The sequence below is a fragment of the Amycolatopsis sp. M39 genome (assembly GCF_001651785.1).
Taxonomy (GTDB): Bacteria; Actinomycetota; Actinomycetes; order Mycobacteriales; family Pseudonocardiaceae; genus Amycolatopsis; species Amycolatopsis rubida.
The window spans coordinates 14660-41361 of the sequence record NZ_LWSF01000027.1 but is presented as its reverse complement, the minus strand read 5'-3'; the positions used below and the strand labels follow the sequence as shown (position 1 = coordinate 41361).

At 69.8% G+C, this 26702-nt stretch carries 34 protein-coding genes and 1 pseudogene; 17 read left to right on the top strand and 18 right to left on the bottom strand.

The window, feature by feature from the left end:
• Positions 1–25 precede the first annotated feature (25 nt).
• Positions 26–559: a GNAT family N-acetyltransferase gene (locus A4R44_RS37205; protein WP_067591629.1), complete on the bottom strand. Its 534-nt coding sequence runs from the start codon at positions 557–559 to the stop codon at positions 26–28.
• Between the two features lie 113 nt (positions 560–672).
• On the opposite strand from A4R44_RS37205, the gene A4R44_RS37200 reads away from it, so the two are divergent.
• Complete coding sequence (locus A4R44_RS37200; RefSeq protein ID WP_067591626.1) at positions 673–1029, top strand: ArsC/Spx/MgsR family protein; 357 nt, start codon at positions 673–675, stop codon at positions 1027–1029.
• Here the strand turns inward: A4R44_RS37200 and A4R44_RS37195 are convergent.
• Positions 1022–1786 (bottom strand): sulfite exporter TauE/SafE family protein, encoded by a 765-nt coding sequence (locus tag A4R44_RS37195; RefSeq protein WP_067591623.1) that lies wholly within the window; start codon positions 1784–1786, stop codon positions 1022–1024. The two genes, A4R44_RS37200 and A4R44_RS37195, sit on opposite strands and share 8 nt — an antisense overlap.
• Positions 1787–1872: 86 nt before the next feature.
• Between A4R44_RS37195 and A4R44_RS37190 the strand changes: the two genes are divergently transcribed.
• Positions 1873–2637, top strand: coding sequence for a helix-turn-helix transcriptional regulator (locus A4R44_RS37190; protein WP_067591620.1), 765 nt, complete (start codon positions 1873–1875; stop codon positions 2635–2637).
• Positions 2638–2659: 22 nt separating this feature from the next.
• Positions 2660–3391 (top strand): annotated as a pseudogene (locus A4R44_RS37185) (alpha/beta fold hydrolase).
• 261 nt (positions 3392–3652) lie between these two features.
• Here A4R44_RS37185 and A4R44_RS47560 read toward each other — a convergent pair.
• The gene (locus A4R44_RS47560) at positions 3653–4210 is read right to left on the bottom strand and encodes a hypothetical protein (RefSeq protein ID WP_107648940.1); all 558 of its coding nucleotides are present in this window, start codon (positions 4208–4210) and stop codon (positions 3653–3655) included.
• A gap of 39 nt (positions 4211–4249) precedes the next feature.
• Between A4R44_RS47560 and A4R44_RS47555 the strand changes: the two genes are divergently transcribed.
• From A4R44_RS47555 to A4R44_RS37165, 4 genes are all read left to right on the top strand, one after another.
• Positions 4250–4717 (top strand): hypothetical protein, encoded by a 468-nt coding sequence (locus A4R44_RS47555; protein WP_093574134.1) that lies wholly within the window; start codon positions 4250–4252, stop codon positions 4715–4717.
• A gap of 143 nt (positions 4718–4860) precedes the next feature.
• Complete coding sequence (locus A4R44_RS37175) at positions 4861–5268, top strand: hypothetical protein (protein WP_067591617.1); 408 nt, start codon at positions 4861–4863, stop codon at positions 5266–5268.
• 10 nt (positions 5269–5278) lie between these two features.
• The gene (locus tag A4R44_RS37170) at positions 5279–6334 is read left to right on the top strand and encodes a sensor histidine kinase (protein WP_232791948.1); all 1056 of its coding nucleotides are present in this window, start codon (positions 5279–5281) and stop codon (positions 6332–6334) included.
• Positions 6331–6939, top strand: coding sequence for a response regulator (locus tag A4R44_RS37165; RefSeq protein ID WP_067591808.1), 609 nt, complete (start codon positions 6331–6333; stop codon positions 6937–6939). Before A4R44_RS37170 ends, A4R44_RS37165 begins: the two co-directional genes overlap by 4 nt.
• Positions 6940–7260: 321 nt before the next feature.
• On the opposite strand, the gene A4R44_RS37160 is transcribed toward A4R44_RS37165, so the two are convergent.
• Positions 7261–7635: a DUF5997 family protein gene (locus A4R44_RS37160; RefSeq protein ID WP_067591805.1), complete on the bottom strand. Its 375-nt coding sequence runs from the start codon at positions 7633–7635 to the stop codon at positions 7261–7263.
• Between the two features lie 44 nt (positions 7636–7679).
• On the opposite strand from A4R44_RS37160, the gene A4R44_RS37155 reads away from it, so the two are divergent.
• Together A4R44_RS37155 and A4R44_RS37150 are read left to right on the top strand one after the other, a co-directional pair.
• Positions 7680–8408 (top strand): LysR family substrate-binding domain-containing protein, encoded by a 729-nt coding sequence (locus tag A4R44_RS37155; protein ID WP_067591611.1) that lies wholly within the window; start codon positions 7680–7682, stop codon positions 8406–8408.
• 16 nt (positions 8409–8424) lie between these two features.
• Complete coding sequence (locus A4R44_RS37150; protein WP_067591608.1) at positions 8425–9219, top strand: SDR family NAD(P)-dependent oxidoreductase; 795 nt, start codon at positions 8425–8427, stop codon at positions 9217–9219.
• Here A4R44_RS37150 and A4R44_RS49575 read toward each other — a convergent pair.
• A complete protein-coding gene (locus A4R44_RS49575) occupies positions 9213–9563 on the bottom strand; it encodes a hypothetical protein (RefSeq protein ID WP_198545584.1) in 351 nt (116 codons plus the stop codon). The genes A4R44_RS37150 and A4R44_RS49575 overlap by 7 nt on opposite strands.
• Before the next feature lie 20 nt (positions 9564–9583).
• On the opposite strand from A4R44_RS49575, the gene A4R44_RS37140 reads away from it, so the two are divergent.
• Positions 9584–9994: a LuxR C-terminal-related transcriptional regulator gene (locus A4R44_RS37140; RefSeq protein ID WP_369806018.1), complete on the top strand. Its 411-nt coding sequence runs from the start codon at positions 9584–9586 to the stop codon at positions 9992–9994.
• 292 nt (positions 9995–10286) lie between these two features.
• Here A4R44_RS37140 and A4R44_RS51950 read toward each other — a convergent pair whose 3' ends face one another.
• Together A4R44_RS51950 and A4R44_RS37135 are read right to left on the bottom strand one after the other, a co-directional pair.
• Positions 10287–10412, bottom strand: a complete 126-nt coding sequence (locus A4R44_RS51950) for a hypothetical protein (RefSeq protein WP_255366211.1) — start codon at positions 10410–10412, stop codon at positions 10287–10289.
• A complete protein-coding gene (locus tag A4R44_RS37135) occupies positions 10409–10645 on the bottom strand; it encodes a hypothetical protein (RefSeq protein ID WP_198545583.1) in 237 nt (78 codons plus the stop codon). The genes A4R44_RS51950 and A4R44_RS37135 overlap by 4 nt, the downstream gene beginning before the upstream one ends.
• Positions 10646–10845: 200 nt before the next feature.
• Between A4R44_RS37135 and A4R44_RS37130 the strand changes: the two genes are divergently transcribed.
• A complete protein-coding gene (locus A4R44_RS37130; RefSeq protein WP_067591599.1) occupies positions 10846–11535 on the top strand; it encodes a TetR/AcrR family transcriptional regulator in 690 nt (229 codons plus the stop codon).
• A gap of 66 nt (positions 11536–11601) precedes the next feature.
• Here A4R44_RS37130 and A4R44_RS37125 read toward each other — a convergent pair whose 3' ends face one another.
• Positions 11602–12432 (bottom strand): SAM-dependent methyltransferase, encoded by an 831-nt coding sequence (locus A4R44_RS37125; protein ID WP_067591596.1) that lies wholly within the window; start codon positions 12430–12432, stop codon positions 11602–11604.
• A 147-nt stretch (positions 12433–12579) separates the two neighbouring features.
• Here A4R44_RS37125 and A4R44_RS37120 point away from each other — a divergent pair, with 147 nt between their 5' ends.
• Positions 12580–13011: a Fur family transcriptional regulator gene (locus A4R44_RS37120; protein WP_067591593.1), complete on the top strand. Its 432-nt coding sequence runs from the start codon at positions 12580–12582 to the stop codon at positions 13009–13011.
• 30 nt (positions 13012–13041) lie between these two features.
• The gene (gene katG, locus A4R44_RS37115) at positions 13042–15270 is read left to right on the top strand and encodes a catalase/peroxidase HPI (protein WP_067591590.1); all 2229 of its coding nucleotides are present in this window, start codon (positions 13042–13044) and stop codon (positions 15268–15270) included.
• Between the two features lie 93 nt (positions 15271–15363).
• Here katG and A4R44_RS37110 read toward each other — a convergent pair whose 3' ends face one another.
• From A4R44_RS37110 to A4R44_RS37100, 3 genes are all read right to left on the bottom strand, one after another.
• Positions 15364–16260 (bottom strand): C1 family peptidase, encoded by an 897-nt coding sequence (locus A4R44_RS37110; protein WP_067591587.1) that lies wholly within the window; start codon positions 16258–16260, stop codon positions 15364–15366.
• 327 nt (positions 16261–16587) lie between these two features.
• A complete protein-coding gene (locus A4R44_RS37105; RefSeq protein ID WP_067591584.1) occupies positions 16588–17268 on the bottom strand; it encodes a TetR/AcrR family transcriptional regulator in 681 nt (226 codons plus the stop codon).
• 49 nt (positions 17269–17317) lie between these two features.
• Positions 17318–17890: a TlpA disulfide reductase family protein gene (locus A4R44_RS37100; protein WP_067591581.1), complete on the bottom strand. Its 573-nt coding sequence runs from the start codon at positions 17888–17890 to the stop codon at positions 17318–17320.
• Positions 17891–17950: 60 nt separating this feature from the next.
• Between A4R44_RS37100 and A4R44_RS37095 the strand changes: the two genes are divergently transcribed.
• From A4R44_RS37095 to A4R44_RS37085, 3 genes are read left to right on the top strand one after another with little or no spacing between them, the layout of a single operon-like run.
• Positions 17951–19117, top strand: coding sequence for a sensor histidine kinase (locus tag A4R44_RS37095; RefSeq protein WP_067591578.1), 1167 nt, complete (start codon positions 17951–17953; stop codon positions 19115–19117).
• Between the two features lie 17 nt (positions 19118–19134).
• Positions 19135–20568, top strand: a complete 1434-nt coding sequence (locus A4R44_RS37090; protein WP_198545582.1) for a BTAD domain-containing putative transcriptional regulator — start codon at positions 19135–19137, stop codon at positions 20566–20568.
• Positions 20565–20972 (top strand): VOC family protein, encoded by a 408-nt coding sequence (locus A4R44_RS37085; RefSeq protein WP_067591575.1) that lies wholly within the window; start codon positions 20565–20567, stop codon positions 20970–20972. Before A4R44_RS37090 ends, A4R44_RS37085 begins: the two co-directional genes overlap by 4 nt.
• Here the strand turns inward: A4R44_RS37085 and A4R44_RS37080 are convergent.
• The 7 genes from A4R44_RS37080 to A4R44_RS37050 all read right to left on the bottom strand — a co-directional run bounded on the left by A4R44_RS37080 (position 20950) and on the right by A4R44_RS37050 (position 25562).
• Entirely contained in the window at positions 20950–21843 is an 894-nt protein-coding gene (locus A4R44_RS37080; protein ID WP_067591572.1) for a hypothetical protein, read from the bottom strand. The two genes, A4R44_RS37085 and A4R44_RS37080, sit on opposite strands and share 23 nt — an antisense overlap.
• 54 nt (positions 21844–21897) lie before the next feature.
• On the bottom strand, positions 21898–22206 hold the full coding sequence (locus tag A4R44_RS37075; RefSeq protein ID WP_067591569.1) for a type VII secretion target: 309 nt from the start codon (positions 22204–22206) through the stop codon (positions 21898–21900).
• Positions 22203–22607 (bottom strand): YbaB/EbfC family nucleoid-associated protein, encoded by a 405-nt coding sequence (locus tag A4R44_RS37070; protein ID WP_369806016.1) that lies wholly within the window; start codon positions 22605–22607, stop codon positions 22203–22205. The genes A4R44_RS37075 and A4R44_RS37070 overlap by 4 nt, the downstream gene beginning before the upstream one ends.
• Positions 22608–22639: 32 nt before the next feature.
• Positions 22640–23434, bottom strand: coding sequence for an ESX secretion-associated protein EspG (locus A4R44_RS37065; protein ID WP_067591563.1), 795 nt, complete (start codon positions 23432–23434; stop codon positions 22640–22642).
• Positions 23431–23766: a hypothetical protein gene (locus A4R44_RS37060; RefSeq protein ID WP_067591560.1), complete on the bottom strand. Its 336-nt coding sequence runs from the start codon at positions 23764–23766 to the stop codon at positions 23431–23433. Before A4R44_RS37060 ends, A4R44_RS37065 begins: the two co-directional genes overlap by 4 nt.
• 16 nt (positions 23767–23782) lie before the next feature.
• Positions 23783–24934 (bottom strand): WXG100 family type VII secretion target, encoded by a 1152-nt coding sequence (locus A4R44_RS37055; RefSeq protein ID WP_067591557.1) that lies wholly within the window; start codon positions 24932–24934, stop codon positions 23783–23785.
• A gap of 88 nt (positions 24935–25022) precedes the next feature.
• Positions 25023–25562 (bottom strand): PadR family transcriptional regulator, encoded by a 540-nt coding sequence (locus A4R44_RS37050; RefSeq protein ID WP_198545581.1) that lies wholly within the window; start codon positions 25560–25562, stop codon positions 25023–25025.
• A gap of 70 nt (positions 25563–25632) precedes the next feature.
• Between A4R44_RS37050 and A4R44_RS37045 the strand changes: the two genes are divergently transcribed.
• The gene (locus tag A4R44_RS37045; protein ID WP_067591799.1) at positions 25633–26571 is read left to right on the top strand and encodes a hypothetical protein; all 939 of its coding nucleotides are present in this window, start codon (positions 25633–25635) and stop codon (positions 26569–26571) included.
• Positions 26572–26702 lie beyond the last annotated feature (131 nt).

The following is a 26702-nucleotide window of genomic DNA, read 5'->3' as shown; positions in this document are numbered from 1 at the left end:
CAACCGAGGCAACCCCCGCGAGGCCTCAGACAACATCCCCCCGCCGAACCCGGTAAACCTGCAACCTCAACTCGTAGTACTTGGTGGTCTCCCCCACCCACTGCATCCCGATCCGCTCCGCAGTGGCGATCGCCCGCGAATTGCTAGGCCGGGCAACCGCGAACAACTCATCCGTCCCGTCCTGGGAAAACGCCCACTCCACCAACGCCCGCCCGGCCTCGGTCGCGTACCCGTGCCCCCACTCCTCGGGCCGCAACTGCCAGCTCAACTCCAAATCCTCCCGATAGGGAGGCAGCAACCGAATCCCCAGCCCCCCGATGACCCGGCCGTCGGAACGCAGCTCCACCGCCCACCGCCCCCGAGGCGGAATCAGATTGGGCTGTGCCTCCTGCCAGGCCTGCAACACCGACCGCATCGCGGCGGCATCGGACACCCGGTCCATCGCGGGAGTGAGCCAATGCGTCACGTCGGAAGAGCCGTAGATCTGATACGCGGCTTCGGCGTCCTCAGTCGTCCAGTCCCGGATCACGAGACGGTCGGTGGTAATCGGCAGGGTCATGTACGAACGGTACGCCCGTTCCACCCGGTCCGGGCAAGTGATCCAGGACGCACCGAAGAACTCTTGCCTGCCAAGGACTCCGCCCGCAACACCACGCGGGGTAAACTGCGCGGGTGGAGATCTGGGTGAACCCGCGGTGCGCCAAGTGCCGCTCGGCGGTGTCGCTGCTCGACGAGGCGGGCGCGGAGTACACCGTGCGCCGCTACCTGGAGGACCCGCCGACCGAGGCGGAACTCGTCGCGGTGCTCGACCGGCTCGGCCTCGACCCGTGGGACATCACCCGCACCGGCGAGAAAATCGCCGGCGAACTCGAGCTGAAATCCTGGTCCCGGACCCCGCGGGACCGTCCACGGTGGATCGCCGCGCTCGCCGGGCACCCGGAGCTGATCCAGCGTCCGATCATCACCGCCGACGACGGCACCACGGTCGTCGCGCGCGACGAGGACACCGTCCGGTCGGTGCTCAGCTGACCGCGACCGCGATCAGCGCCGCCGCCAGCAGCACCACGTAGGCGACGGCGTGCACCTTGTCCGGCAACCGGTCGGCGACCCGGCGGACGAGCGCGATCGTCGGCAGTGAACCGGCCAGCAGCGCCGCACCCGAGATCGGATCGAGGTACCCCGACGGCCCGCTGCCCGCTGTCGCGTAAACCGCGGTCGCCACCACCGCGACCGGCACGCTGAGCGGGTTCGCCATCGCCGCCGCGTCCGCCATCGGCAGTCCCTTGCGGCGCAGCAACGGCACCGTCATGACGCTGCCGCCCACCCCGAGAAAACTCGCCACCGCACCGATGCCGACCCCGCCCGCGGTAGTCGTGAAGGTGCTCAGCGGCTTAGGTTCCCCTTGCGGTTTAAGGAATCCGCCGCGCGCCAGGCTGTCCACAATGGTCACTGCCAGGTAGCCGATGAACAGGACGCGCAACAGTCCGTCCCCCGCGTAGGTGGCGGCCACCGAACCTATGCCGGCGCCGATCGCGACGAACGCGGCGAGCGGCCAGATGTAGTCGCGACGGAGACGTCCGGCCCGGGCTTGCACGACGGTCGCGCTGACCGCGTTCACCACCATCACCGCGGTAGACGTGGCGACTGCGACATGCATCGCGTCGCCGCGGCTCGTGACCGCCGCGACCACCGGCACGGTGACGAATCCGCCGCCGAAACCGAACAGCACGGTTGTGACGCCGCTGAGGCAGCCGAAGAGCAGAAGAATCAGGATCGAGGTCGACACTGGCTTCAAGGTAGGCCGTGCCGGGTGCGGCGCGCATCCGAAGATTCGCCAGATTCTTTCGAGGATCGGACACCTACTCTGTAGGCATGCGCAACGTTCCGTTGTCCGAGGTCGACGCCCTGCCGCGGGCCGTGCTCGCGATCAGCACGGACTATCCGCCGGACCACTTCCTGCCGCCGCACCGCCATCGCCGCGCGCAGTTCCTCTACGGAGCCACCGGCGCCATGCGGGTCGGAACGGCCGACGGAACCTGGACCGTCCCGACGCGGCGCGCGGTGCTGATCCCGCCGGAAACCGACCACAGCGTCGTGATGATGAACGTGACCACGCGCAGCCTGTATCTGGAACCCTCCGCGGTGCCGTGGTTCCCGCGCCGCTGCCAGGCCGTCGACGTCTCGCCCTTGCTGCGGGAATTGCTCCGGGAAGCCGTGGACGTCGCACCGGAGTACCCTCGCCGCGGTCGCGATGCCACGCTGATTTCCCTTCTGCTGCAAGAAATTTCCCGCTGTGTTCCGTTGCCGCTGGAACTCCCGTGGCCGCGGCACGAGGGCTTGCGCGCACTGTGCCGGTCCTTTTCGGACGCTCCCGATGTGCACGATCCGCCGTCTCGCTGGGCGGAGGCACTGCACGTCAGCGAACGGACGCTGCACCGGTTGTTCCGCGCCGAAACGGGCCTGAGCTTCGCGCGCTGGCGCGAGCGGGCCTGTGTGCTGTACGCGCTCCCGCTGCTGGCCGCGGACCTTCCGGTCGCCGACGTCGCGGTCACCCTCGGATACGAAAGCCCGGCCGCCTTCACGACGATGTTCAGCCGCCTGCTCGGCACCCCGCCGCGCGCCTACCGGGAGCCGTGACCCAGGTCTCATTGAGTGCAACGTGATTGTGCACAACTTAGTTGTACTGTTGGTCCCGTTCGGAACTTTCTCCGCGGAGGACCTCCTGACTGCCACTGTCGTTCTGGTGCACGGCGCGTTTGCGGATTCGTCCAGCTGGAACGGGGAGATCGAGCGGTTGCGAGCCGCCGGGCATCGGGTGATCGCGGCAGCGAACCCGCTGCGCGGAGTCGCCGAGGACGCCGCCTACGTGCGGTCTTTGCTGGACCGCATCGAGGGCCCGATCGTCCTGGCCGGCCACTCTTACGGCGGCTCGGTGATCTCGGCCGCCGCGACGGGGTGCGGGCGCTGGTCTCCATCGCGGGATTCCTCCCGGACGAGGGCGAAAGCGCGGGCGAACTGGCCGGAAAGTTCCCCGGCGGCACCCTCGGAGAGACGTTGGAGCAGGTCGCCCTGTCGAACGGCGTAGACCTTTATGTCCGGCAGGACCTGTTCCCGCCAGCAGTTCCCGGCCGCACCGGCCAGCCAGATGGCAGCAGGCCAACGCCCGATCGCCGCGGCGGCCCTTGACGAGGCCTCGCCCGCACCGGCGTGGAAGGACTTGCCGGTGTACAGCCTGATCCCGACCGCGGACAAGAACATCCCGGCCGCGGCGCAGCGTTTCATGGCGGAACGCGCGGAGGCGGAGGTCGTCGAGGTGGAGGGCGCTTCGCACGCGGTGCTGGTTTCGCGGCCGGAGGCGGTGGCGGAACTGATCCTGCGCGCTGCCCGGTGACTTTGCCGGGTGAGACCGGTCCGCGCCGCGCCTGGATGCGCGGCGCTGGCCGGGCTGGGAAGCACTCGGCCAGGCGGCTGGCTCAGTGGTTCCGGTGGGTGGCTCTCCGGGCGTGGTTTCGGCGATGGGCCTGCTCATCGGGCCCGTTGTGCGGCGTTCGGGGAGCCGATCGGTCCCGTTGTGCGGACTCGTCATGGCCGAGCCGGACTTTCGCCGATCGCCGCGTCGGCGCGGCAGTTACCATCGGCGGCCATGAGTACCTCAGGGGGTCCACAGGAGCAGCCGGGCACGCCGCAGGAGCCGGGCGCGGTCCCGCCGGGATGGCAGCCGCCTCCGCCGGGCGCCGGTTATCCGCAGCAGCCCGGAGTTCAGCCGGGTTATCCGCAGCAGCCTGGGCAGCCTCCGCAGTACGGGCAGCCCGCGCAGCAGTACCCGGGCCAGCCCGCGCCGGGGTCCTACCCGGGCCAGGCCGGGCAACCGCAGCCGGGGCAGCCTGGGCAGCCGCAGCCGGGGCAGGCTGGGCAGCCGCAGCCGGGGCAGGCTGGGCAGCCGCAGCCGGGGCAGGCTGGGCAGGCTGGGCAACCGCAGCCGGGGCAGGCCGGGCAACCGCAGCCGGGGCAGGCTGGGCAACCGCAGCCGGGACAGCACCCCGGGCAACCGGGCCAGCCGCAACCCGGTCAGTTCCAGCCGGGCCAGCCCTACCCTGGCCAAGCTGCCTACCCCGGCCAGCCGGGTTATCCAGCACAACAGCCGGGCTACCCGCCCCAGCAGCCGGGCACCGGCTACGCACCGCAACCCGGCCAGGGCTTCCTGCCCCAAAACCAGCCGCTCACCACCGCGGGGCTCGGCGCGATTCCGGTGGCGCTCGGCGGCATCCTCGAGGTCGTCGCCCTCTTCATCCCCTGGGTCACGTTCACCCTGGGCTCCCAAACCGCCTCGGTCACCTTCCTCGACGCCTTCAGCAAGATGACGTCCGGCATGGACAGCTTCGCCGCGATGTACGTGCGGTTCCTCGCCTTCATCCTGATCGCCGGGACGTTGTTGTCCACTCTCCCGTGGACGCTCGGCGCGTTGCGCACGAAGAGGTCCGCGTACTGGTTCAGCGGGATCCGCCGCCGGGAACTCACTCCGCCGAACTTCTGGTGGTACCGCACCGTCTTCGCGGGGCGGGCGACGGTCATGCTGCTCTTCCACATCGCGGGGATCATCGCGATGTTCTACGAGGATCTGTCGAAGATCGGGCTCGGCGCGTATCTGCTCCTCCTCGGCGGGGTGCTCGTGATCGTCGGCGCGGCGATCGGGCCGAAGCTCACGGCTGCCCGCTGACGTCGCGGATGACCGGGTTCTGACAAATGTCATCGCGCACCGGTGCGCGGTGACACTACGGCTCGCTTGCCCGTCCGCACCACCATGGGACGGGCACGCGGCGCCGGACCTCCGGGCCGATTCACGGTCTGGAAAGGACAGTCATGACCTCCCGCCCCGCAACGGTTTCCGAACATCCCCGGATCAGGGCGGTCCGCGTCCTCACCGGGGCCTACCTGGCGCTGAGCGTGCTCACCCTCGGCGCGATCTTCCTCCTCCGCGACGACCCGTCGATGGTCACCGACGTCGTCTGGGTCCGGGCCACGATTGTGGCGGCGAGCGCGCTGCTGACGTTCCTGTTCGCGAGAAGCGCGGCTCGCGGGTCGAAACGAGGGCTGCTGCGGCTCCGGATCGTGTCAGCGGTGATGACGGTCGCGATCGTCGTCATCGTGTCGATTCCGGGCTTCCTGCCGCTGTGGGTCCGGCTTGAGCAGGGCGTCTGCGGGGTGCTGCTGCTGGCGGTGGTCGTCCTGGTCAACGGAGGGCACGTGCGTTCGCTGGTCTCCGAGTAGCGTGCCGGACGTGGACCGCGGCCCCGATTCCGACGCGCAACGCTGGGTACTGGGCTGGCGTCGGCTCGTGCTGGACGCCGGCCTCCTGGTGTACCCGCTGATCGTCCTCGCCCAGACGGGAGAGCGGCCGGCGGCGGTGGTGGCGCTGCTGGCGTTCTGCGTGTGCTACATCGGGGCGGCCGTCGCCGCTTACCGGTTCCGGAGCCGGCTTTTCTGGATCCTGACCGGGGTGTTGACGGTGCTGTTCGCCGTCGTGCTGCCGATCGCCCGGGCGAATGCCTTTTACCTGCTTGCCGTGGTGGTTTCGCTCGCGGTTCCGCGGTTGCCGCGCTGGGGTGCGGTCATCGTGCCGGTCGCGGCGGCAGCGACTGTGGTGGTGCCGTGGGCGGTTTGGCGTGCGGACCCGGGGTGGGCGCAGGCCGCGGCGTTGGTGTTCACCGTGTTGGTGGTCGTCGCGTTCGCGGAGGCGTTGCGGGCGAACCGGGCGTTAGTGCAGGCGCGGGCGGAGGTGCAGCGGTTGGCCGCGGATGCGGAACGGTCGCGGATCTCGCGGGATTTGCATGATCTCTTGGGACATTCGCTTACCGCGATCACCGTGAAGAGCAATCTTGCCCGGCGGCTCGCGGAGAAGGGGGACGAGCGGGTGGTCGAGGAGATCGGCGAGGTTGAGCAGTTGTCCCGGCAGGCGCTGGCGGATGTTCGGGCGGCAGTTTCCGGGTACCGGGATGTGACGCTGGCCGGGGAGCTCGCGCGGGGACGGGAATTGTTGCGGGCCGCGGGGATTAGTGCGGATCTTCCCGCCGCTGTCGACGGGCCGCATCAGGAGTTGTTCGGGTGGGTGGTTCGGGAGGGGTTGACTAACGTGGTCCGGCATTCTCGGGCTACCGCTTGTGCGGTGACTGTTTCGGGTTCTTCCGTGGAGATCCGTGACGACGGTGCCGGCGCTTCCGCGGATTCGGGGAATGGGTTGTCCGGATTGCGGGATCGGGTCGTGGCGGCCGGCGGGCGGATGGAGGCGGGGCCGATTCGGCCTCGGGGGTGGCGGTTGCGGGTGACTGTGGCGTGACTATCCGGTTGTTGCTCGCCGACGATCAGGCCTTGGTGCGGCAGGCGTTGGGGACCTTGCTTGATCTTGAGGACGATTTTGTGGTGGTTGCGCAGGTGGGGCGGGGGGATGAGGTGGCGGGGGCCGCGCTTGAGCACCGACCGGATGTTGCGTTGCTGGATATCGAGATGCCGGGGTTGGACGGGTTGGCCGCGGCCGCGGTTTTGGCTGAACAGGCGCCTGCGTGCCGGGTGGTTGTTCTGACGACGTTCGGGCGGGCCGGGTATTTGCGGCGGGCTATGGAGGCTGGGGCGGTCGGTTTTGTGGTCAAGGATGCGCCTGCCGAGGCATTGGGGGATGCCATTCGGCGGGTGATGCGAGGGGAGCGGGTGGTGGATCCGGCATTGGCGGTGGCTACCTTGGCCGCGGGGGAATCGCCGTTGACTGCCCGGGAGAGGGATGTGTTGATCGCGGCTCGGGGCGGGGGGTCGGTGGCGGAGATTGCCGGGAGTTTGTATTTGTCTGAGGGGACGGTCCGGAATTATTTGTCTGGGGCTATTGCCAAGACCGGGGCCCGGAATCGGATGGGGGCGGTTCGGGTTGCTGAGGAGCGGGGGTGGTTGTGACGGCTCGTCGCCTGGGGGCGACATTGCTTTGGGGTTGCGGCGGGGTGCCCCGAAGCTTGATTGTGCAGGTGGGCTTCGTATCGGGGTGCGGGATGGTGTGGATGCCTCGTTCGTGGGGTGCGCTGGCCGCGGGTTGGGCGCTTGGTGAGTTCGTCGCGCGCGGCGGGTTTGTAGCGGGTGTGGGGTACCTGGTCGCGGTGGGGTTCGCGGGTGCCGGGATAGCGCCCCGATGCCGCACTGGGTGCGTCGGGGCGGTGGGGTGGTCGTGAGGGGAACCCTCACCGACTCGTGCGGCGCGCCGGAAGGTCCGAAGTGGACGGACTAGTCGTTCTTCTCCGCGTTCAGCCGGGCGGCTTCGCGGCGGACTTCGGCTTGGGTTTCGCGTTCGCGTTGCAGCCAGGTGGGGTTGTCGGACTTCAGGGTCTCGATCTGGTCCGTCGTCAGGGCTTCGGTGACGCCGCCCCTGGCCAGGCCGCCGATGGAGACTCCGAGTTTCGCCGCTACCACCGGGCGCGGGTGCGGGCCGTTGCGGCGCAGGTCGCGGAGCCATTCCGGCGGGTCGGTCTGCAGGGCGTTCAGCTCCTCGCGCGAGACGGCGCCCGCGCGGAACTCTACGGGGGTCGCTTCGAGGTAGACGCCCAGCTTCTTCGCTGCCGTCGCCGGCTTCATGGTCTGGGGGGTCTTCTGCGCCGTCATGCCCACCAGCGTAACCGGCGACCCCGCGCCGGTAGCCTTGCCACGTGACAGGAGCCGACCAGGCCTCGGCGTTCCGGCTCGCCTACGTTCCGGGTGCGACCCCCGCGAAGTGGGTCCGGATCTGGGGCGAACGCAATCCCGAAGTGCCGCTTGACCTGGTCGCGGTCGCTGCTGCCGAGGCCGCAGGCGCCGTTCGCGAGGGCGGGGTGGACGCGGCGCTGCTGCGGCTGTCCGAGGACCGCGACGGGCTGCACGCGATTCCGCTCTACACCGAGACCACTGTGGTCGTCGTGCCCAGGGACCACCTGGTCGCGGCGGCCGACGAGGTGTCCATTGCGGACCTCGCGGACGAGCTCGTGCTGCATCCGCTCGACGACTCGCTCGGGTGGGACGAACTGCCGGGCAAGCCCGCGCTGGAGCGGCCGGAGACGACTGGCGACGCGATCGAGCTGGTGGCGGCGGGCGTCGGCGTGCTGATGGTGCCGCAGTCGCTTGCCCGGTTGCACCATCGGCGTGATCTCACCTACCGGCCGGTCGAGGACGCACCGCAGTCGCGCGTCGCGTTGTCCTGGCCGGAGGGCGAGACCAGCGATCTCGTGGAGCAGTTCATCGGCATCGTTCGCGGGCGCACGGTGAACAGCACTCGCGGACAGCAGGAAACGCGGGCGAAGACGGGCAAGGCGGCACCGGCCAAGAAAAAGCAGCGCGAACCGGACCGTCGCCGGAGCGTGCCCAAGTCTGGCGGGCGCGGTAAGCCTCGCCGTCGGCGTTGACGCTCAGGGGGCAGTCGTGGATCTCGGGTTGAAGGGCAAGTGCGCGGTCGTCACGGGGGCTAACCGCGGGATCGGGCTGGCGGTTGCCGAGGTGCTCGCGGCGGAGGGGGCTGACCTCGCGCTTGTCGCCCGGGACGGCGAAGCGCTTGCCGCTGCGAGGGAAAGCCTCGGCAGGCACGGCACGAAGGTCATCGCGGTTCCGGCGGACACCACCGACGACGCTGCGGTCGCGGCGATGGCGGAGCGGGTCAAGGCGGAGTTCGGGGCGGCGGACGTCCTGGTCAACTGTGCGGCTCCGGCCTCCAGCGGGGTTCGCACGCCGCTCGACGATCTGCGGGACGAAGACCTCCGCCTCGAGATCGAGACCAAGGTGCTCGGCTACCTGCGGTGCGCTCGTGCGCTCGCGCCGGGGATGCGGGAGCGCGGCTGGGGCCGGATCGTGAACGTCAGCGGGCTCAACGCGCGGCTGGCCAGTTCGACGTTCGGGTCGATTCGCAATGTCGCGGTCGCGGCGATGACCAAGAATCTCGCCGACGAGCTGGGGCCGCGGGGAATCGCCGTGACGGTCGTGCATCCGGGCTACACGGTGACCGAGCGGACGCCGGAGAAGTTCGCCGAGATCGCCGCGGCGCGGGGGATTTCCGTGGCAGAGCTGGAAAACAGCATCGCGGCCGGGGTGAGCATCGGGCGGCTGGTGACGGCGGCCGAGGTGGCGGACGTGGTGGCGTTCCTCGCGTCTCCGCGCAGCGCGGCGATCAACGGAGACGCCATCGCGGCCGGCGGTGGCGTTCCGGGGCAGATTTACTACTGAACGACCTGGAGTTCGCGCCGTCGTTCCGAGATCGGATAGCCGAGGCGGCCCTTGGTCCAGGCGAGCACGATCAGCGGCAGGTGCTCGGCGAGTTTCGGGTCCGGCGGCTCGGGACTCGGCGGGATGCGCCGCCGGATCGAGGCGCTCGACGGAGCCTTCGCGCTGGCGAGTTCCGCCGACGGACCGCCCACTCTGACGGTGAGCCTGCCATGCGGATTGTGATCGCCGAGGACGACCCGTTGCTGAGCGAAGGACTCGCGCTGCTGTTGTGCGCGCCGAGGGGCCTCGACGTCGTCGCGACCACCGGCAACCCGGCCGATTTCCTTGCTGCAGTGGACAAACACAAGCGATCGTGGACGTCCGGATGCCGCCGACGCACACCGATGAGGGCATCGTCGACGACGTCCGGGGCTTGCCGGTGCTGGTGCTGTCGGCGTATGTCGAGCAGGCATTCGCGACTGATCTGCTGGGCAGCGCGCGGCTCGGGTATCTGCTGAAGGAACGCGTCGGGCGGGTCACCGAGTTCATGGCGGCGCCGAATCGGACGGCCGACGGCGGGACGGCGATCGATCCGGAAGTGGTGGCGCAGTTGCTGACCCGGACGCGTGCGGATTCCGGGCTGGAACGGCTCAGCCCGCGCGAACGGGATGTGCTGGCGTTGATGGCGGAAGGATGGGGGAATGGTGCCATCGCCGAACGACTCATGGTAACGGACGGCGCGGTGCACAAACATATTCGCAGCATTTTTCGCAAAACTGGAGTTAGCGCCGGATGACAGCGCGGATCGGCAGGTTACCGCGGTGCTGCGTTATGTGGAAGAAGCCCGTCGTTGATCCTTTGCGTGCTCCTGGATGAATCGGTGAAGGCTTGACGGCAAGGTGCTGCCGGTCTTCCGGCGAGGGCGAAGCGGGCAGCGTTCACCGGCATTCGGCCAGGCGCAGTTCACCCGGACGAGTGCAGTCTCGACGGCACAAACCGGTGACCCCGAACTGGTCTGAGCCCACCCGGGTGCGGACGTGCGAAGACCGCACCGGAGCGGGACCGGTGCTGCTGTCAGCCGGGACGAGCTACGTGCCCGAGCCGGGCTTCTCGTCCGCCGCGCCCTTGGGCACGTCCTCTTCGGACCAGTCGAGCCCGGCCTCGGCGACCACGCCGTCGAAAATCGGGGTGGCCACGGCCTGCTCGGCGCTCACGACGCGCTCACCACGTCGATGATCGCGTCGGCCGCGATCCACTGCGGATCCGCGTCTCTCGCCTGGCCGTCGACCTGGACCGGGACCCAGGTGACCGCGGTGGCGTCGTCGGTGACCGGGGTTCCGGTGACCACCCCGCGCCGGCACAGCTGGCGCCTGCCGGTGCGCTGGCCGACCAGGTAGGTGACCCGGTGGCCGGTGGACAGTTCGGGCCGGTGCTGTTCGCCGTCCATGTGTTCCTCCCTGCACGTCGCCCAGGCGGGCGACGCTCGCTTCATCGACGCGACTCGCTCCCCGCGTGCCGATGACGCACTCCCGGCCCATGATCTGGGCCACATCGAGGCAACCCGACCACAGACCGTTATCCCTCGGTACAAAAAGTAACAGGTACAGCACCGTATCTGGTATGTGACCCGGCGATACACTCGCGCGGATGACGTCCTCAGGTACTCCGCCCGACGGGCGGGCCACCCGGTGGGCAGGGCAGCGCGAACGCCGGCGCCGGGAATTCGTGGAGGCCGGAATGCGCGCGATCGCCCGGTTCGGGCCGGAGGTGTCCACCGAGCAGATCGCCGACGAGGCCGGCGTCGCTCGCACGCGCATTTACAAGCATTTCGCCGACACCGCGGATCTGCAGCGTGCTATCGCGTTGCGCGCGGCGGAAATGATCGGCGCGCAATTCTCTCCGCTGTGGGGAGTTTCCGGTACTCCGCGCGAAATGGTGCACGCGACGATCGGCGCGCACATCGAATGGCTTTCCGAGCATCGCGCGCTGTATCAGTACCTGATGCGGCAGTCGGTGACCGGGCCGCGCGACGTCGTCGCGGACGTGAAAACCGCGATCGCCCGCCAGTTGACTGTGCTGTTCGAGTACTACCTCGGCCTCTTCGGCGCGGACCAGCGCGTCGGCGAGACGATCGCGTACGGGCTGGTGGGGTTGGTCGAGTCCAGTACGGCGCACTGGCTGGACACCCCGCGCGGCATCGACCGCGACGATCTGCGCCAGCTGCTCGCCCGCTGGGTCTGGTCGATCCTCGACGACACGCTGCGCACGGTCGGCGTCGTCCTCAACCCGGATTCGCCGCTGTCCGATCTGGACTATCGCGTCCTCGAACGCCCGTGAAGGGCCCCTCGCGGGAATCAGATTCCCGCAAGGGGCCCTTCACCGACGTTCAGCGGGGCGCGAGCGTCAGGCCTTCCGGCCGACTCCGCCCGCGATGCACTCCTGGACCTGGTTCAGCGGCTGGTACCGCGGGCCGTCCGGCCACCAGTCCTCGCACAGCACCAGGCCCGGGTCGACCAGTTCGGTGCCGCCGAACATCCGGCCGATCTCGTCCCACGTGCGGAAGAGGCCGCTGCCCATCGGGCTGTGCGTGAACTTCTCCTCCATCCGCCGGGCGATCTCGCTGTGCTCGGGCGTCTGCGGGTCGAGGAAGTGCGCGACCACCACGAACGACCCGGACGGCAGCGCGTCCACGTAGGTCCGCATCATCTCCTCGTAGTCGTCGCCGAGGTAGTGGTGCAGGGTTCCGTTGTGCAGCAACGCGATCGGCTTCGTCCAGTCGAGGAACTCGCGCGCGGTCTCGTTCCGCAGGATCTGCTCGGGCTTGAAGATGTCCGCTTCGACGAACCGGGTGTTGTCGTTCTCTTCGAGCAGCGCGCGCCCGTGCGCGAGAACCACCGGGTCGTTGTCCACGTACAGGACGCGGGCGTCCGGGATGATCCGCTGCACGACCTGGTGCGTGTTTTCCGCGGTGGGCAGGCCGGAACCGCAGTCGAGGTACTGGGCGACCCTGCCCTGGGTGGCGAGGAACCGGCAGGCGCGGATGAGGAAGTTGCGGTTGGCCCAGGCGAGGTCGTTGACCTCCGGGGCCACGGTCCGCACCTGGTCGAGCACCCTGCGGTCGATCTCGTAGTTGTTCGTGCCGTTCAGCGCGGCGTCGTACACCCGGGCAATGCTCGCTCGCGTGATATCGACCCCGACCGGGTGCGAACTGGGCGATTCGACGGCCTCGGTCATTTCTGGCGTCACCTCGGATGTGTCGGACGTCTCTTTGGCCTACTCACCGTAGACCTCCCGGGCTGTCAAGCGACCGCCAGGAGGAGGACTGCCGGAGCGGGTGACAGATTCTTGATTCATTCCAGAAAATGCGGCAGACTCCGGGGCATGCCGACGACCACGGACTTCGAGCAGCTGCTGCGCGGAGTGCAGTTGCGGATCACGCGCCCTCGGCTGGCCGTGCTCTCCGCCGTGCACGCCAACGCGCACGCGGACACCGAGTCCGTCATCGGCATGGTGCGCGCGGATCTCGGCGAGGTTTCCCACCAGGCCGTTTACGACGTGCTGCGCGCGCTGACCGACGCGGGGCTGCTGCGGCGCATTCAGCCGCCCGGTTCGGTCGCACGGTACGAGGCCCGGGTAGGGGACAACCACCACCACGTCGTGTGCCGCTCGTGCGGTGCCATCGAAGACGTCGACTGCGCGGTCGGAGAGGCGCCCTGCCTGACCGCTTCGCAGACGCACGGCTTCGTCATCGAAGAGGCCGAGGTCGTCTACTGGGGCCGCTGCCCCGACTGCTCCGCCGCTTTGAGTTCCTGAGCAAGACCAAGATTCCCGGAAGGATTTCAGTTGTCCGAATCGCTTGACTCCGTTGCCGACGACCACACGGCGGGGTGCCCGGTCACCGGGCGCATGGGCTACCCGACCGAAGGTGCCGCGAACCGTGACTGGTGGCCGAACCAGCTCAACCTGAAGATCCTCCGGAAGCACGCTCCCGCGGCGGACCCGATGGGCGGGGAGTTCGACTACGCCAAGGAATTCAAGAGCCTCGACCTCGACGCGCTTGCCCGCGACGTCGACGCGCTGCTCACCACTTCGCAGGAGTTCTGGCCTGCCGACTTCGGCAACTACGGCCCGCTGTTCATCCGGATGGCCTGGCACAGCGCCGGCACCTACCGGATCGACGACGGCCGCGGCGGGGCGGGCGGCGGCCAGCAGCGGTTCGCGCCGCTGAACAGCTGGCCGGACAACGTCGGCCTGGACAAGGCGCGCCGTCTGCTGTGGCCGGTCAAGAAGAAGTACGGCAAGAAGATCTCGTGGGCGGACCTGATGGTCTTCGCGGGCAACCGCGCGCTTGAAACCATGGGCTTCAAGACCTTCGGCTTCGCCGGCGGCCGCGCCGACGTGTGGGAGCCGGACGAGGACATCTACTGGGGCCCGGAGCGCACCTGGCTCGGCGACGAGCGCTACCGGGGCGACCGCGAGCTGGACAACCCGCTCGCCGCGGTCCAGATGGGCCTCATCTACGTGAACCCGGAAGGCCCGAACGGCAACCCGGACCCGATCGCCTCGGCGCGCGACATCCGCGAGACGTTCGCCCGGATGGCGATGAACGACGAGGAGACCGTCGCCCTCATCGCCGGCGGCCACACCTTCGGCAAGACGCACGGCGCGGGCGACGCGGACGCGAACGTCGGCCCGGTGCCCGAGGCCGCGCCGATCGAGCAGATGGGCCTCGGCTGGAAGAACAGCTTCGGCAGCGGCAAGGGCCGCGACCAGATCGGCAGCGGGCTCGAGGTCACCTGGACCCCGACCCCGACCCGGTGGAGCAACTGGTTCTTCCACAACCTGTTCACCTACGAGTGGGAGCTGACCAAGAGCCCCGCCGGCGCGCACCAGTGGAAGCCGAAGAACAACGCCGCGCAGGGCACCGTGCCGGACCCGGAGACCGGTGAACTCAACCGCGCGCCGAGCATGCTGACCTCGGACCTGGCGCTGCGCTTCGACCCGATCTACGAGCCGATTTCGCGCCGGTTCTACGAGAACCCGGAGGAGTTCGCGGACGCCTTCGCCCGCGCCTGGTACAAGCTCACCCACCGCGACATGGGCCCGATCCAGCGCTACCTCGGCCCGCTGGTGCCGCGGGAAGAGCTGATCTGGCAGGACCCGGTCCCGGCCGTCGACCACGAGCTGGTCAGCGAAGCGGACGTCGCGGACCTGAAGGCGAAGATCCTCGAGTCCGGCCTGTCGGTCTCGCAGCTGGTGTCCACCGCGTGGGCGTCGGCCTCGACCTACCGGCACAGCGACAAGCGCGGCGGCGCGAACGGCGCCCGCATCCGCCTCGAACCGCAGCGCGGCTGGGAGGTCAACGAGCCCGACGAGCTGGCTCAGGTGCTGCGCACGCTTGAGGGCGTCCAGGAAGCGTTCAACAGCGCGCAGACCGGCGGGAAGAAGATCTCGCTCGCCGACCTGATCGTGCTGGCCGGCGCGGCGGGCGTGGAGAAGGCGGCGAAGGACGGCGGGGTCGACCTCACCGTTCCGTTCACGCCGGGCCGCACCGACGCGACGCAGGAGCAGACCGACGCGGACTCGTTCGCGCCGCTTGAGCCGAAGGCCGACGGGTTCCGCAACTACCGCGGCAAGGCCAACCCGCTGCCGTCGGAGTACCTGCTGGTGGACAAGGCGAACCTGCTCAACTTGAGCGCGCCGGAGATGGCCGTGCTGGTCGGCGGCCTGCGAGTGCTGGGCGCGAACTACCAGAACTCGGCGGCAGGCGTGCTGACCGACCGGCCGGGCACGCTGACGAACGACTTCTTCGTCAACCTGCTCGACATGGGCGCCGAGTGGAAGCCCGCCGACGGCGAGGGCCCGCACGCGGAGTCCTTCGAGGCCCGCGATCTCGCCACCGGCGAGGTCAAGTGGACCGGCACCCGCAACGACCTGGTGTTCGGTTCGAACTCCGAGCTGCGCGCCGTCGCCGAGGTCTACGGCAGCGACGACGCCAAGGAGAAGTTCGTCCGCGACTTCGTCGCCGCGTGGCACAAGGTGATGAACAACGACCGGTACGACCTGGTCTGAGTTCCGCCTGAACGCCTAGGTCCGGGAAGGGCCCCTTGAGGGAATCTGATTCCCTCAAGGGGCCCTTCCCGGCTTTTCGGGCGGGTGCGGGGGTCAGCTCTGGACGAGCTTGCCCATCGCGTTGACCTCGTCGACGTCGCCGGTGTTGAAGAACGACCACGGCACGGTCACGAAACCGCTGTCACCCCAGCTGGATCCCCAGCTGTTCTCGATCTTCACGCCCTGCTCGTTGTAGGCCACGATGGTGACCTCGTGCCCGCCGACGACCGGGTCGCTGTTCGAGTCGCCGGGCAGGTACGAGTAGTCGCTCGCGGTCGAGGAGTTCAGATCCATGAAGCTCTGGTGCACGGTGAATCCGATCGCGACCGGCTCGCCCTGGGAAATGGCGTTCTCGATGTCGGTTTTCGCCGCGTTGCCGCTGGTCGACAATTCGGTGTAGCCGGACAGCTTGTAGTGCGCCGCATTCGCCTTTTCGTTCTGGTCGGGCTGAGTCGTGTAGTCGAAATCGCCCTGCCAGTAGTCGGACTTGGTGTCGATGCCTTGCTTCTGTTCCATCGGCAGCGCGACGCTCGCCCAGGTGCCCTGGTCGTTGCCCTTGGCGATCTGGCTGTAGATGAACATCGGTGCCATCGGTCCGCCGTCGATGCCCTGCTCGTTCATCAGCACGCCGTAGCCGGTGTAGCCGGTGGCCCAGGTGACGCACGAGCCGACCTGGCCCTGGTCGCCGGGGGTGTTGGCGTACTGGGTGAGGTCGCCGCTGGAGGGGGCCTTGGCCGTGCCGAGCGGGTGCACCGGCAGCGCGGAGTTCGCGTGGGCGTGCTTGGCCGCCTTCGCGGCTTTCAGTCCGGCGATGTTCAGCCCGAGGCCGTGCTTCTGGTGCGCGGGGTGGTGCTGGGCGGCGGCCGCGGTGGCAGGGGTCGCGCCCATCGTCGCGGCCAGACCGGCCGCGGCGAGCAGGGAAACGAGTGCGGACGTTTTTCTGATCTGCATTCTCAGACTCCTTGTGGGCATGCAGAAAAAGAAATCGGAAAGGGTGGGGATAGTGGATCCGAACACAGCAAAGGTAGATCGTCGGAAATTTTCCGGGAACCTACGAAAGGAGGGATCGCATCAACTGTCGAATTGAAGCGGATCGATCAAGCGGACATTTCACCCGTTATCGCCGCTATTCCGGCGTACCGGTCCATGATGGACTCGGGGCACACCCTTGCCCCGGCAGTGGTTTGAACCATTCAGCCGGGTTCTCCGCTGCCGCGGACGTTCGTGAGGGGAACCCTGCGGGAATCTGATTCCCGCAGGGTTCCCCTCACGGACCACTCAGTCGGGCAGCGGGGTCGTGCGCGCGCCGTTGAGCAGGGCGTCGATCGCCCACCGGGAACGCGTGTCCGCGTTGCCGGAGAACAGGTTCTCGCTCGCCGCGGCGATGTTCGGATACGTTTCGGGCGAGAGTCCGCGGACGGTTTCGGCGAGCGCGTCGTGCTGCCGTTGCGCGTCCGGGCGGTCCTTGCGGGTGCTGTGCTCGACCGCGCTGGCGGTGGCGACGAGCAGCAGCAGGTCGACCGTCCACGCGGCCGGGCCGGACGGAACCCCGGCCTCGGCGAGCAAGCCGAGCACGGTGTCGACAACGGCGAGGTAGTTCGGCCCGTTCAACGGGGTCACGAGCGCGACGCGGGCGAGGCCAGGGTGGGCGTACAGGACGTCGCGGTAGGTGGACATGACTGTCCACAAACGACTCCGCCAGTCTCCTTCGGCGGCGCTGGCGGTGGTGGGGACTTCGCCGAGGAGTTCGTCCAGCACCGCGGCGTGGAGTTCGTCGGTGTCGCGGACGTAGACGTAGAGCGAGGCCGGGCCGGTGTCCAGTTCCTTCGCGAGCCGCCGCATGGTGACGCGCTCGGCCCCTTCGCGGCGCACGACGTCGAGAGCGGCCGCGACGATGCCTTCGCGGCTCAGCGCGGGCTTGGCGGGACGTTCCCGGCGGTTGTAGCCACTCGCGGTCATCCGCCCATGGTAGGCGCACGCCGCCCGAACGGTCTGGACCTTGGCCGGCCTACTCGGCGAGCACGCTGTCCAGGGTGGGCTGGACGTCGGTTCGCAGGACCGCGCCGAGGTAGACGGCCGCGACCCGCTGCCGTTTGTCAACGATCAGCGAGATCGGCACCGCGCTCAGCGGGAGGCCGCGCAATTGCAGCGCGACCCGGCCGGACGGATCGAAGATCGATTCGTAGTCCAGTCCGAGATCCTTGACGAAGTCCGCGGCGTACTTCGGGTTGTCGCGGACGTTGATGCCGAGCACCCGGATCCCGCGGCTGCGCCCGGAGCCGACGATGGCCTGAAGAGTACGCGCTTCGGCGCGGCACGGCCCGCACCAGGCGCCCCAGAGGTTGAGCAGGACGACTTTGCCGGAGTAATCGGCCAGCGAGAGGTCCCGGCCGGGTTCGCGCAGGCTCTGGCCCTTGAGGTTCGCTACCTTTTTGCGTTGCTCCACGGGATAGTGGATGGTCGTCTGCCCGTCCGGCGAGACGAATTCGAAGGTGTCTGATTGGCTGACCGCGTCCTTCCCGGTCGCGCACGCGGCGAGGGGGAGCAGGGCCAGCAGGAGGAAGAGACGGGCGAGGCGCACGCGGCATGGTATCGCCGGTACACCGGGCGGCTTCCGACGCGGTTTTCTAGGCTGGACCTCGTGTGGGAGACAGCGCGGGACCGGTTGCGGGGCAGGCTGGCCGACGGCTTGGCCCGGTCCGGGCTCACGCTGCCCTGGTGGGTTCCGATGGGGACGACCGCCTTCACGGTGATCGGGCTGGTGGTCGCGGTCGGGCAGCGGGCCGGGACCGCGCTTCCGGTCGCGATCGCGGGGTTTCTGCTGGCCACGGCGTCGACGCTGCTGTGGGTGTGCACCGGGCGGCTCGCGCCGTCGTGGATGAAGGCGCTCGGGATGCTCGCCGGGATCGGGCTGCTGCTGACGTATCCGGTGGTGCCGGACTTCGCGCCGATGCCGTTGATCGTGCTCGCCGGCGAACTGGGGTCCATCGCTTCGGCGCGGGTCGCGTTCGCGGCGACCGGCGGGGCGATCGCGGTGCTCGGGGCGGCCGCGTCGACCGTCGGGCTGGTCGGGTTTCCGGTGTACCTGCTCGCGGTGGTGGTCGGGATGGCCGCCGGGTTCATGTTGCGGTGGTACGTGCGCGCGCTGGACGCCGAGCGCGGCAAACAGGAAGCCGTGCGCGAACAGGCGATGCTCGGCGAACGGCAGCGGATCGCGCGCGAGGTGCACGACGTCGTCGCGCATTCGCTGAGCATCACGTTGCTGCACGTCACGGGCGCGCGGCATGGGTTGCGCACGGATCGCGACATCGACGAAACCGTCGCGGCGCTTGCCGAGGCGGAGCGGATCGGGCGGGCGGCGATGGCCGATATCCGCCGCACGGTTGGATTGCTCGCGCGGGAGCCGGCGGGGACGCGGCCGTTGCCCGGTGCGGGCGACATCGCGGACCTGGTGGCCGAAACGTGCGCGGCCGGGCTGGTCGCGGACTACGAACTGGAGGGCGACGTGACCGCGGTCGACAGCACGGTGGGGCTGGGGCTCTACCGGATCGTCCAGGAGTCGCTGGCGAACGCGGTCAAACACGCGCCGGGGGAGAAGGCGTTGGTACGGCTGGAGATTGCTGCGGCGGACGCGCGGTTGACAGTCCGCAATGGACACAACGGCGCGGCCCGCGACCAGGGCGGCTCGGGGTTGGCGGGCATGACGGCGCGTGCGGATCAGCTCGGCGCGCGGCTGGCTGCCGGAGCTGAGGGCGGCGAGTGGGTCGTCGAGGTGACGGTGCCGTTGGCGCGCGGGGCCGCGTCGTGACCGTTGCGTTGGATGAGATGCGGGTCTTGCTCGTCGACGATCAGGAGCTGGTGCGGTCCGGGTTGCGGTTGATCCTTCGGCGTCGGGACGGGTTCTTCGTGGTAGGCGAGTGCTCGGACGGCGACGAGGTCCCGGCCGCGCTCGAAGCGGCCGGCGGGGTCGATGTCGTGGTGATGGACCTGCGGATGAAGCGCGTCGACGGCATCGAAGCGACGCGACGGCTGCGCGCGTCCGGCCCGCGCCCGCCAGTGCTCGCGCTGACCACGTTCGACGACGACGAACTGCTCGCCGGGGTGCTGCGCGCGGGCGCGGTCGGATACGTGCTGAAGGATTCCCCCGCGGAGGACCTGATCCGCGCGGTGCGAGCGGTCGCGATGGGCGAGGCGTGGCTCGATCCGGCGGTCACCGGCCGCGTGCTCACGACCTACCGCGAGGCGGCCGCCGATCGCCCGGCGCTGCCTTCCGGAGTGCTGACGCCGCGCGAAATGGACGTGCTGACGGCGGTGGCGCGCGGCTTGACGGACGCGGAAATCGCCGGAACGCTGGGGATTTCCGCGAGCACGGTCGAGGCGCATTTCGAGCGGGTGTGTGCGAAACTCCGCCTCCGCGACCGGGCGGCGGCCATCGTCTACGCCTTCGACCACGGCCTGGTCGCCCCCGGCACCGCCCCCGCTCCGATCGGCCCGGACTCGTTGCGCTTCAGCGTGCTCGGCCCGTTGCGGGCTTGGCGGGGACCGAACCTGCTGGACCTGGGCCCGGTGCGGCAACAAGCGCTGCTCGCGGCGCTGGTCCTGCGCGCCGGCGAGACAGTCAGTCCAGGGGAGTTGCTCGACGGCGTGTGGGGCCTGGAGCCGCCCGGCACCGGTGGCCGGGTGGTCCCGGTCTACGTGCATCGCCTGCGGAAATGCCTGCGCGGGGCTGGCGAACGAAGGGAAGACTCGGTCATCGGCAGCGACCGCGGCGGATACCGCTTCGCCGGGGAGCGAGCACGACTGGACGTCACCGAGCTGACCGACCGGATCGCGGAAGCCGCGATCGCCGCCCGCGGCAGCGACCCGGCAGCCGCGGTCGACGCCTACGACGGCGCGTTGGCCCTGTTCCACGGCGAGCCGCTGGCCGGGTTGCCCGGCCCGTTCGTCGAGGGGGAACGCGTACGCCTGACCGAGCGGCGGCTGACATTGGTGCAGGAGAAGGCCGTGCTGCAGCTGAAACTGGGGCGAACCGACGACGTGGTGCACGAGCTGTCGGCGTTGCTGGCGGTGTATCCGCATCGGGAACCGCTGGCGGTGCTGCTGATGCGGGCGCTCCACGGCGGCGGACGGCGGGCGGACGCGTTGGCGGTGCACCGGCGGATGCGGGAACGGCTGCGGGCGGACCTGGAGGTCGAACCGGGGGCGGAGCTGGACCGGGAACTGCGAGTGGTGCTCAGCTCGGATCGGGGTCCCGCGTGAGCGCGCACGGGACCCTGCACCATGTCGAGTTGTGGGTGCCGGACCTCGGCCGCGCGGTCGCGTCGCTGGGATGGCTGCTGGAAGAGCTGGGATATCGGCGGTTCCAGGACTGGGACGCCGGGCGCAGCTGGCGGCTCGGGCCGACGTATCTCGTGGTCGAGCAATCCCCGGCGCTGACCGCGGACCGGCACGACCGCTGCCGGCCGGGGCTGAACCACCTGGCGTTTCACGTCGAGGACGCGGCGACGGTCGAGCGGTTGACCGCCGACGCCGCCCGGCACGGGTGGCAGCTGATGTTTCCGGAGAAACATCCCCATGCCGGCGGCGCCGAGCACTATGCCGCCTGCCTGCAGAACGACGACGGCTTCGAGGTCGAACTCGTCAGCTCTGCCGGGCCGAGCTGACCGGAGTGCGCGGGCGGTGCTGATCTGAGTACTGGGAATCGGCCGAGTCGTCCGAGTAGCGCGAATCCGCCGGATACCGCGACGCCGGATACTGCGAATCCGAAGAAGAACCCGTCCCCGGCTCCTCCCCGGAGCTGCTCTTCGAAGCCTCGCTGAGCTTCGTCATGAGCTGCGTGGCGGCCTCCAGCCCCTGGGTCACCGAAGTGATCAGCTGCAGCAGATTGTCCGAATCCGACAGCAAAACCCCGAGCTTCTGCGCGATCTGCCCGCCGTACTGCGTCGCGATCGCCACTGCCTGCGGGATCGCCGCCGCGATGCTCGCGCCGAAGGTCGCCTGCGCGGCGGCGAAGGCCTGCGTCATCAGCTGGATGATCTGCCCGGCAGCCTCCGAAATGAGCCCGCCGACCTCCTGCTGCGCCTTCGCGACGACCTTCCCCGCCCCGGTAGCCGCCTTGGCCATCGCGATGCCTGCCTGGCCGACGGCCTCGACGCAGTCCGCGTGCTGCGAGCTGTTGTCGCGGTAGCTCGAAGCCGAAGAACCGCTCCACCCCGACGTTTCCGGACCGCTCGACTGCCGGTAGTCATCCGCGACAGACGACACCTGCTGGCCGCCGCCCTCCATGCCCTGCGAGTGCGACGACACCGAATCCGGGTTGCCCTGCAACTGTTTCAGCGGTTCTTCCAGGAACCGCACCAGTTCGGTGATCATGCCGAAGCCTGCGGAAGTCAACGCGGCGAGCGGGTCCTGCGACGCGCCGAGCAGGTCGAGCGCGGTGGTCGCGCCGCCGAGTCCGGCGGAGACCCAATCGTGGTTCTCGACCGCCTGCGTGGTGGTCTTCAGGTCTGCCAGGAGCTGGCCGGAGTCGGTCACGGCAGGGCCTTTCCGGGCAGCGAGGNAGGTCTGCCAGGAGCTGGCCGGAGTCGGTCACGGCAGGTCCTTTCCGGGCAGCGAGGCCGCGTTGCCCTGGTCGCGACGCTCGTAGCTTTCCGCGGCTTGCGTGAGGTTCGCGCTCACTTTGTGCACAGTGGACGATGCATGCGCGACGGCGTCGTTGGTCTGGCCGGCCGCTGACTGCAGGCCCGCGGTGAGGAACTGCACGAAGACGCCGAGCGTCTGGTCGCCGAGCCCGGACGGGGCGCTGCGGGCGACATTGCCGAGCCGGTCGGCCAGGTCGCCGACGGCGGCCGCGTGCCGGCGCAGTTGCGCGGGGTCGACCTCGAAGCCGGCGGTCACGAGATGATCCCCGGGTTCGCGAAGTAGTCGTCCTCGCGCGGAGCGGCGGGAGCGGCCTCGACCGGCAGGTTGTCGCGGACGAGCTGGAGTGCGGGGCCGTCGCCGACGTAGTCGGTCATGATGTCCACGACTCGCGCCCCGGCCTGGCGGTGCGCGTCGTGCACGGTCGCCAGGATGAGCCGGGCGAGCGCGTCGGCTTCCAGCGCGCGGGCGGCGGGGCTCAGCCGCAGGTCGGTCAGTGCGCCGCTCGGGCCCACTTCGACCTCGACCTCGCCGCGTGGGGACGCGGCCCGGCCGGCGACGCGGCTGAGGCTCGCGCTCGCGGCCTCGGCGCCGGCCCGCATCCGGGACAGGTTTTTCTCGTAGTCGGCGAGCCAGGCCGCCGAGTCTTGGATCGGCACGGAAGATCCTCCGGTCGGTTTCGGTGCGGTCATCACGGCCGCCGCGCGGCGGTGGCCAGCTCGCCGAGGGCGAAGCGCAGGTCGGCCCGGCGCAGCGAGTTCACGCTGAGCCAGCCGTCGCGCGCGGGGTTGATCCGGACGCGGCCGCGCGGTCCGTCCATCCAGGACAGTTCGCGGCCTGCCCTGGTGCGCCCGTCGCGGGTCGCGCCGAGCTGGCCGCGGCCGGTCAGCGGGACGACCAGGCCGACGAGACTGTCCAGCGTCGTCGGGTCTCCGCCGCTGTCGTGGACGAGGTCGCGCAGCCGGTGCGCGCGGGAGGCGTCGTCCTCGTCGTCGGTGAGTGCCATCGCCTCCTTGACCGCGTGCGCGGGCAGCGTGACCGGCATCGTGCGGGCCGCCTCGACCTTCGGGATCTCCGCGAGCACGGCGTCCACCAGCGCGGTCTCCTCCACCCGGCGCACCGACAGCGTGCCGGCCGCGAGCCGCTGACGGCAGATCAGCGCTGAGGACCGATAGACGAGTGCGGTGACGGCGGTCGCCCCCTCGGCGTCCGCCACCACCAAATCGACGATGCCGCGGCGTTCGCGCAGCGCGGCCACGGCTTCCGCGGCGAGGCCGTCCGGCCCGGATTCGTCCGCGAGACCGCGCGCTCGCAGTGCCTGTCCCGCGGTGGCGAACAGAATCTCGCGCTCGCCCTCGATCCGCCCGTAAGACGGCACCTGCAACGGAAACGGCCAGCTCGCCCCGGCGTGCGCGGCCAGCAGGCCGGCCTCGACAAGTCCGATGTGGACGGTCTCGTCGCCGGTGCGCGGCGCCACGGCGGTCATTCGGCTTGCCGTTCGAGTCGCTGGAACGCTTCCCGCACGCCGGATTCGTGGTCCTGGTAGCGCCGGATACCCGCCCGCAGTGCCTCGTGGAACCCGGTCAGCTCGGTGTCCGCCGCACCCAGTTCGCCGGCGAGCCCGGCGTGCCCGGCGTGCCCGGCGGCCTCGCGCAGCCGCTGTGCCAGGTGCAGTGCGGGCGGCGCGGTGCCGAGCTGCGGGAGCCGGTCGGCGAGCCGCCCCGCCGAACCGACGAGTTCCCCGGTCTGCTCGCCGAGTCTGCCGAGCGCGGCGACCTGCCGGTCCAGTGCGTTCGGGACGACCTCGTGGCCGGTCATCGCAAGCTCCTGTCTTTCACAGCCCGATCACCGGGCTGATGGTCTTGTCCTCGGGGTGCAGGAGCGGCTGGTCGAGCACCGGCATCTTGTTCTTGTGCTCCTCTTCCTCCTCCTGCGCGGCTCCCGCGCCGCGTCCGGGCATCATGCCGTTGCCGTTGGCCGCGCGCGCGGCGGCCATCTCCGCCATCGCGGCGTTGCGGGCGAGCAGCGCGCCCTCCATGCCGAGCGCGGAGCGAATACCGGCGGACAGCCCCGATTCGACCGGGGCCGCGGCGGTCAGCGCGCCCCACGGCATGCCGCTGCCCGCGCCGGTCCCGGCTCCGCCGAGCGGACCGGCGTAGCTCGACGCACTGGTCGACTCGTCCGCGCCGTAGGAATCCGCTGTCGTCGACCCGGCGGGAGGCGGATTGATGGCGCGCGAGCTCTTGTGCAGGCTGGCTTCGTAGCGCTGCATCACGTGCACCGCTTCGGCTTTCTGCTCGGCCGCCGCGACATTCGCGGCGAACAGGCTGGCCCCGCCGCCCGCGACCGCGCCGATCGCCGCGCCCATCAACGCACCCGGACCGGCGCCGATCCCGCCCGCTCCGGCGCCGAGGATCCCGCCGATGACCGCGCCCGCACCCGCTCCGGCCGCCGCGGCGGCGACTGCGCCCCCAGTCGGGTCGCCCGGCGGCTTCGGCATGGTGTTGCGCGCGACGGCGAGCGAATCGCCCGCGTTCTGGGCCGCGCTGCCGACGGTCCCGGCGCGGTCGCCGATCCCGGACGCGCGCTCGCCGAGCGAACCCAGCCGTCCGGAAGCGCGTTCGGCGGCCTGTCCGCTCCAGTTCTCGTGCAGCGTCCCCTGCTGCGACTTGAGCGAATCGGCGTGCGAGCGCATTTCCGAACCGTGCCGCTGCCACTCCGCGGCGACCGTGCTGACGTCGCCGACGTCGGCCTTCTCCCACAGCATCTGGTACAGCTGCTGGTGCGTGTAGGCGTTCCAGTTGGTGCTGCCGGGCGGGACCGGGGCCCCGAAGTAACCCTCCCACACGTTGCGCAGCGCGGACACCACCGGTTTGGCCAGGTCGCCGACCGGCCCCGCCTTGCCGAGTCCCGCGAGCGCCGAGTCCGCCAGGTTCTCCACCCCGGCCGACGCGGCGTCGGCCACAGATCCGGATTCGCCGGTCATACCCCCACCTTCGCCTCTGCCCGGCCGGCTGTCGCCAGGCACTCGCGCACAGTAAGGGGCGGCGATGAAATCACGATGAAAGCTGTGATCACCGGGGCGGGACGAGGTCTCCGCGCTCGATCCGGGCCGCGGTGCGGGCGAGCCAGTCAGCGTCGTGCCGGAGCCGGGAAACGAGGAAATGCGCCTCGATCATCTGCATCTCCGGCAAATCGGCGTTATCGAGCGTCGCGGACAGTTCTCGCCGCTGGCCGCCGACTCGCTCCGCCCGGTCGCGCAGCAGGGTCACCGCGCGGGCGGGCGGCAGCGCGCCGAGGTAGGCCAGCGCGATCAGGAACCGGGAATCGAGGTTCGGGTCGGCGTCGCGCAGCTGCCGTTCGATCCGTTCGCGGAAATCGGCGAGGCCCGCCTCGGTCAGCCGGACCGGTCGCGGATCGCCCTCGCCGTCCGGTTCGACAAGCCCGTTCCTGGTCAGCGTGCCGACCAGCGTGTACACGGTCGACGTCTTCGGGTTCAGGAACGGATAGCGCGTGCGGAGCTCGCGCAGGAGCGCGTACTGGTGGCGCGGGGTTTCCACGAGCAAGCCCAGCATCGGCAGCACGAGCGGGTTGTCGAGAGCGTTCGTCGGCACCGGTCCAGGGTAGCGCACCTTGGTCGTATACGAGTATGTTGCTCGTATACGACTACTGGAGGAGATGTTCATGATCGCTTTTGGCGTGTGGCCCGGCGTGGTCAGCACCGATCTGGTGCGGCTGGAAACCTTCATCGACGCGCCGCCGGAGGACGTCGAACGGACCGCGGAAGCGTTGCGGGACCTCGCGAAGGGCACGGAACGGTTCTATGTGCGGTGCTACCGCAACTACCGGGGGCCGCACGGGCCGACGCCGCCCAACCCGGTGCCGTATCTCGGCGACGGGCGGGCGGTCGACTACGTGCTCGGCTACGGCAGTTCGGAGGCCGATCCGGCCGGGTTCGCCGCCGCGGTGCGTGCCGCGGTTCGCGAGGTCGCCGAGTTGGGCGGCGGGAAACTGCAGGTCTGCGAGGAGGTCAACGTGGCCGCGCCGCTGGACGGCGGCAGTCCTGGTTGCTACGAAGCGCTCGGTGCCGGGCTCGCGGCGGCGCTGGACGAGCGGGCGCGGTTGGGGGTCGACGTGGCGATCGGATTCAACGCCGCGGTCGCACTGCCCGGTGATCCGTTCTGGGCCGCGGTCCGCTCGGCGGTGGCTCCGCAGGTGCTGGCTCGGGTCGATTTCCTTGGCCTGGACTTCTTCCCGGACGTCTTCCGCCCGGTGCCTGCCGACGCGTTGGCCGGTGCGGTGACCCACGTCGTGCGGTCGTTCCGGGAATCCGCGTCGGCGATCGGAATCCCGGCGAGTGTGCCGATTCATATCACCGAGACCGGGTGGCCGACGGGACCGGAGAATTCGGAGGAGCAACAGGTTCGCGTGATGGAATCCGTGGCGCGCACAGTGTTCGGGCTGGCTTCCGAGGTCGGCGTGACCACGTACGAGATTTTCGGGCTGCGCGACGGATTGTCGGGCGGTCCACGGGAAAACCGGTTCGGGCTGCTGCGGGACGACTATTCCGCGAAACCGGTGTACGAGACGGTGAAGCGGCTGATCGCCGAATATTCTTCCTGACCGGAGATTCGCGAAAGATGGACATTCCGCCGCGCGCAGGACCCGGTTAGTGCCATCTGGCCCCTGGCCACGGGGAAGGCGAGGCCCGATTCTGGATCGGTCAGAGATCACCAGTGCCTTCAGGGAGATAC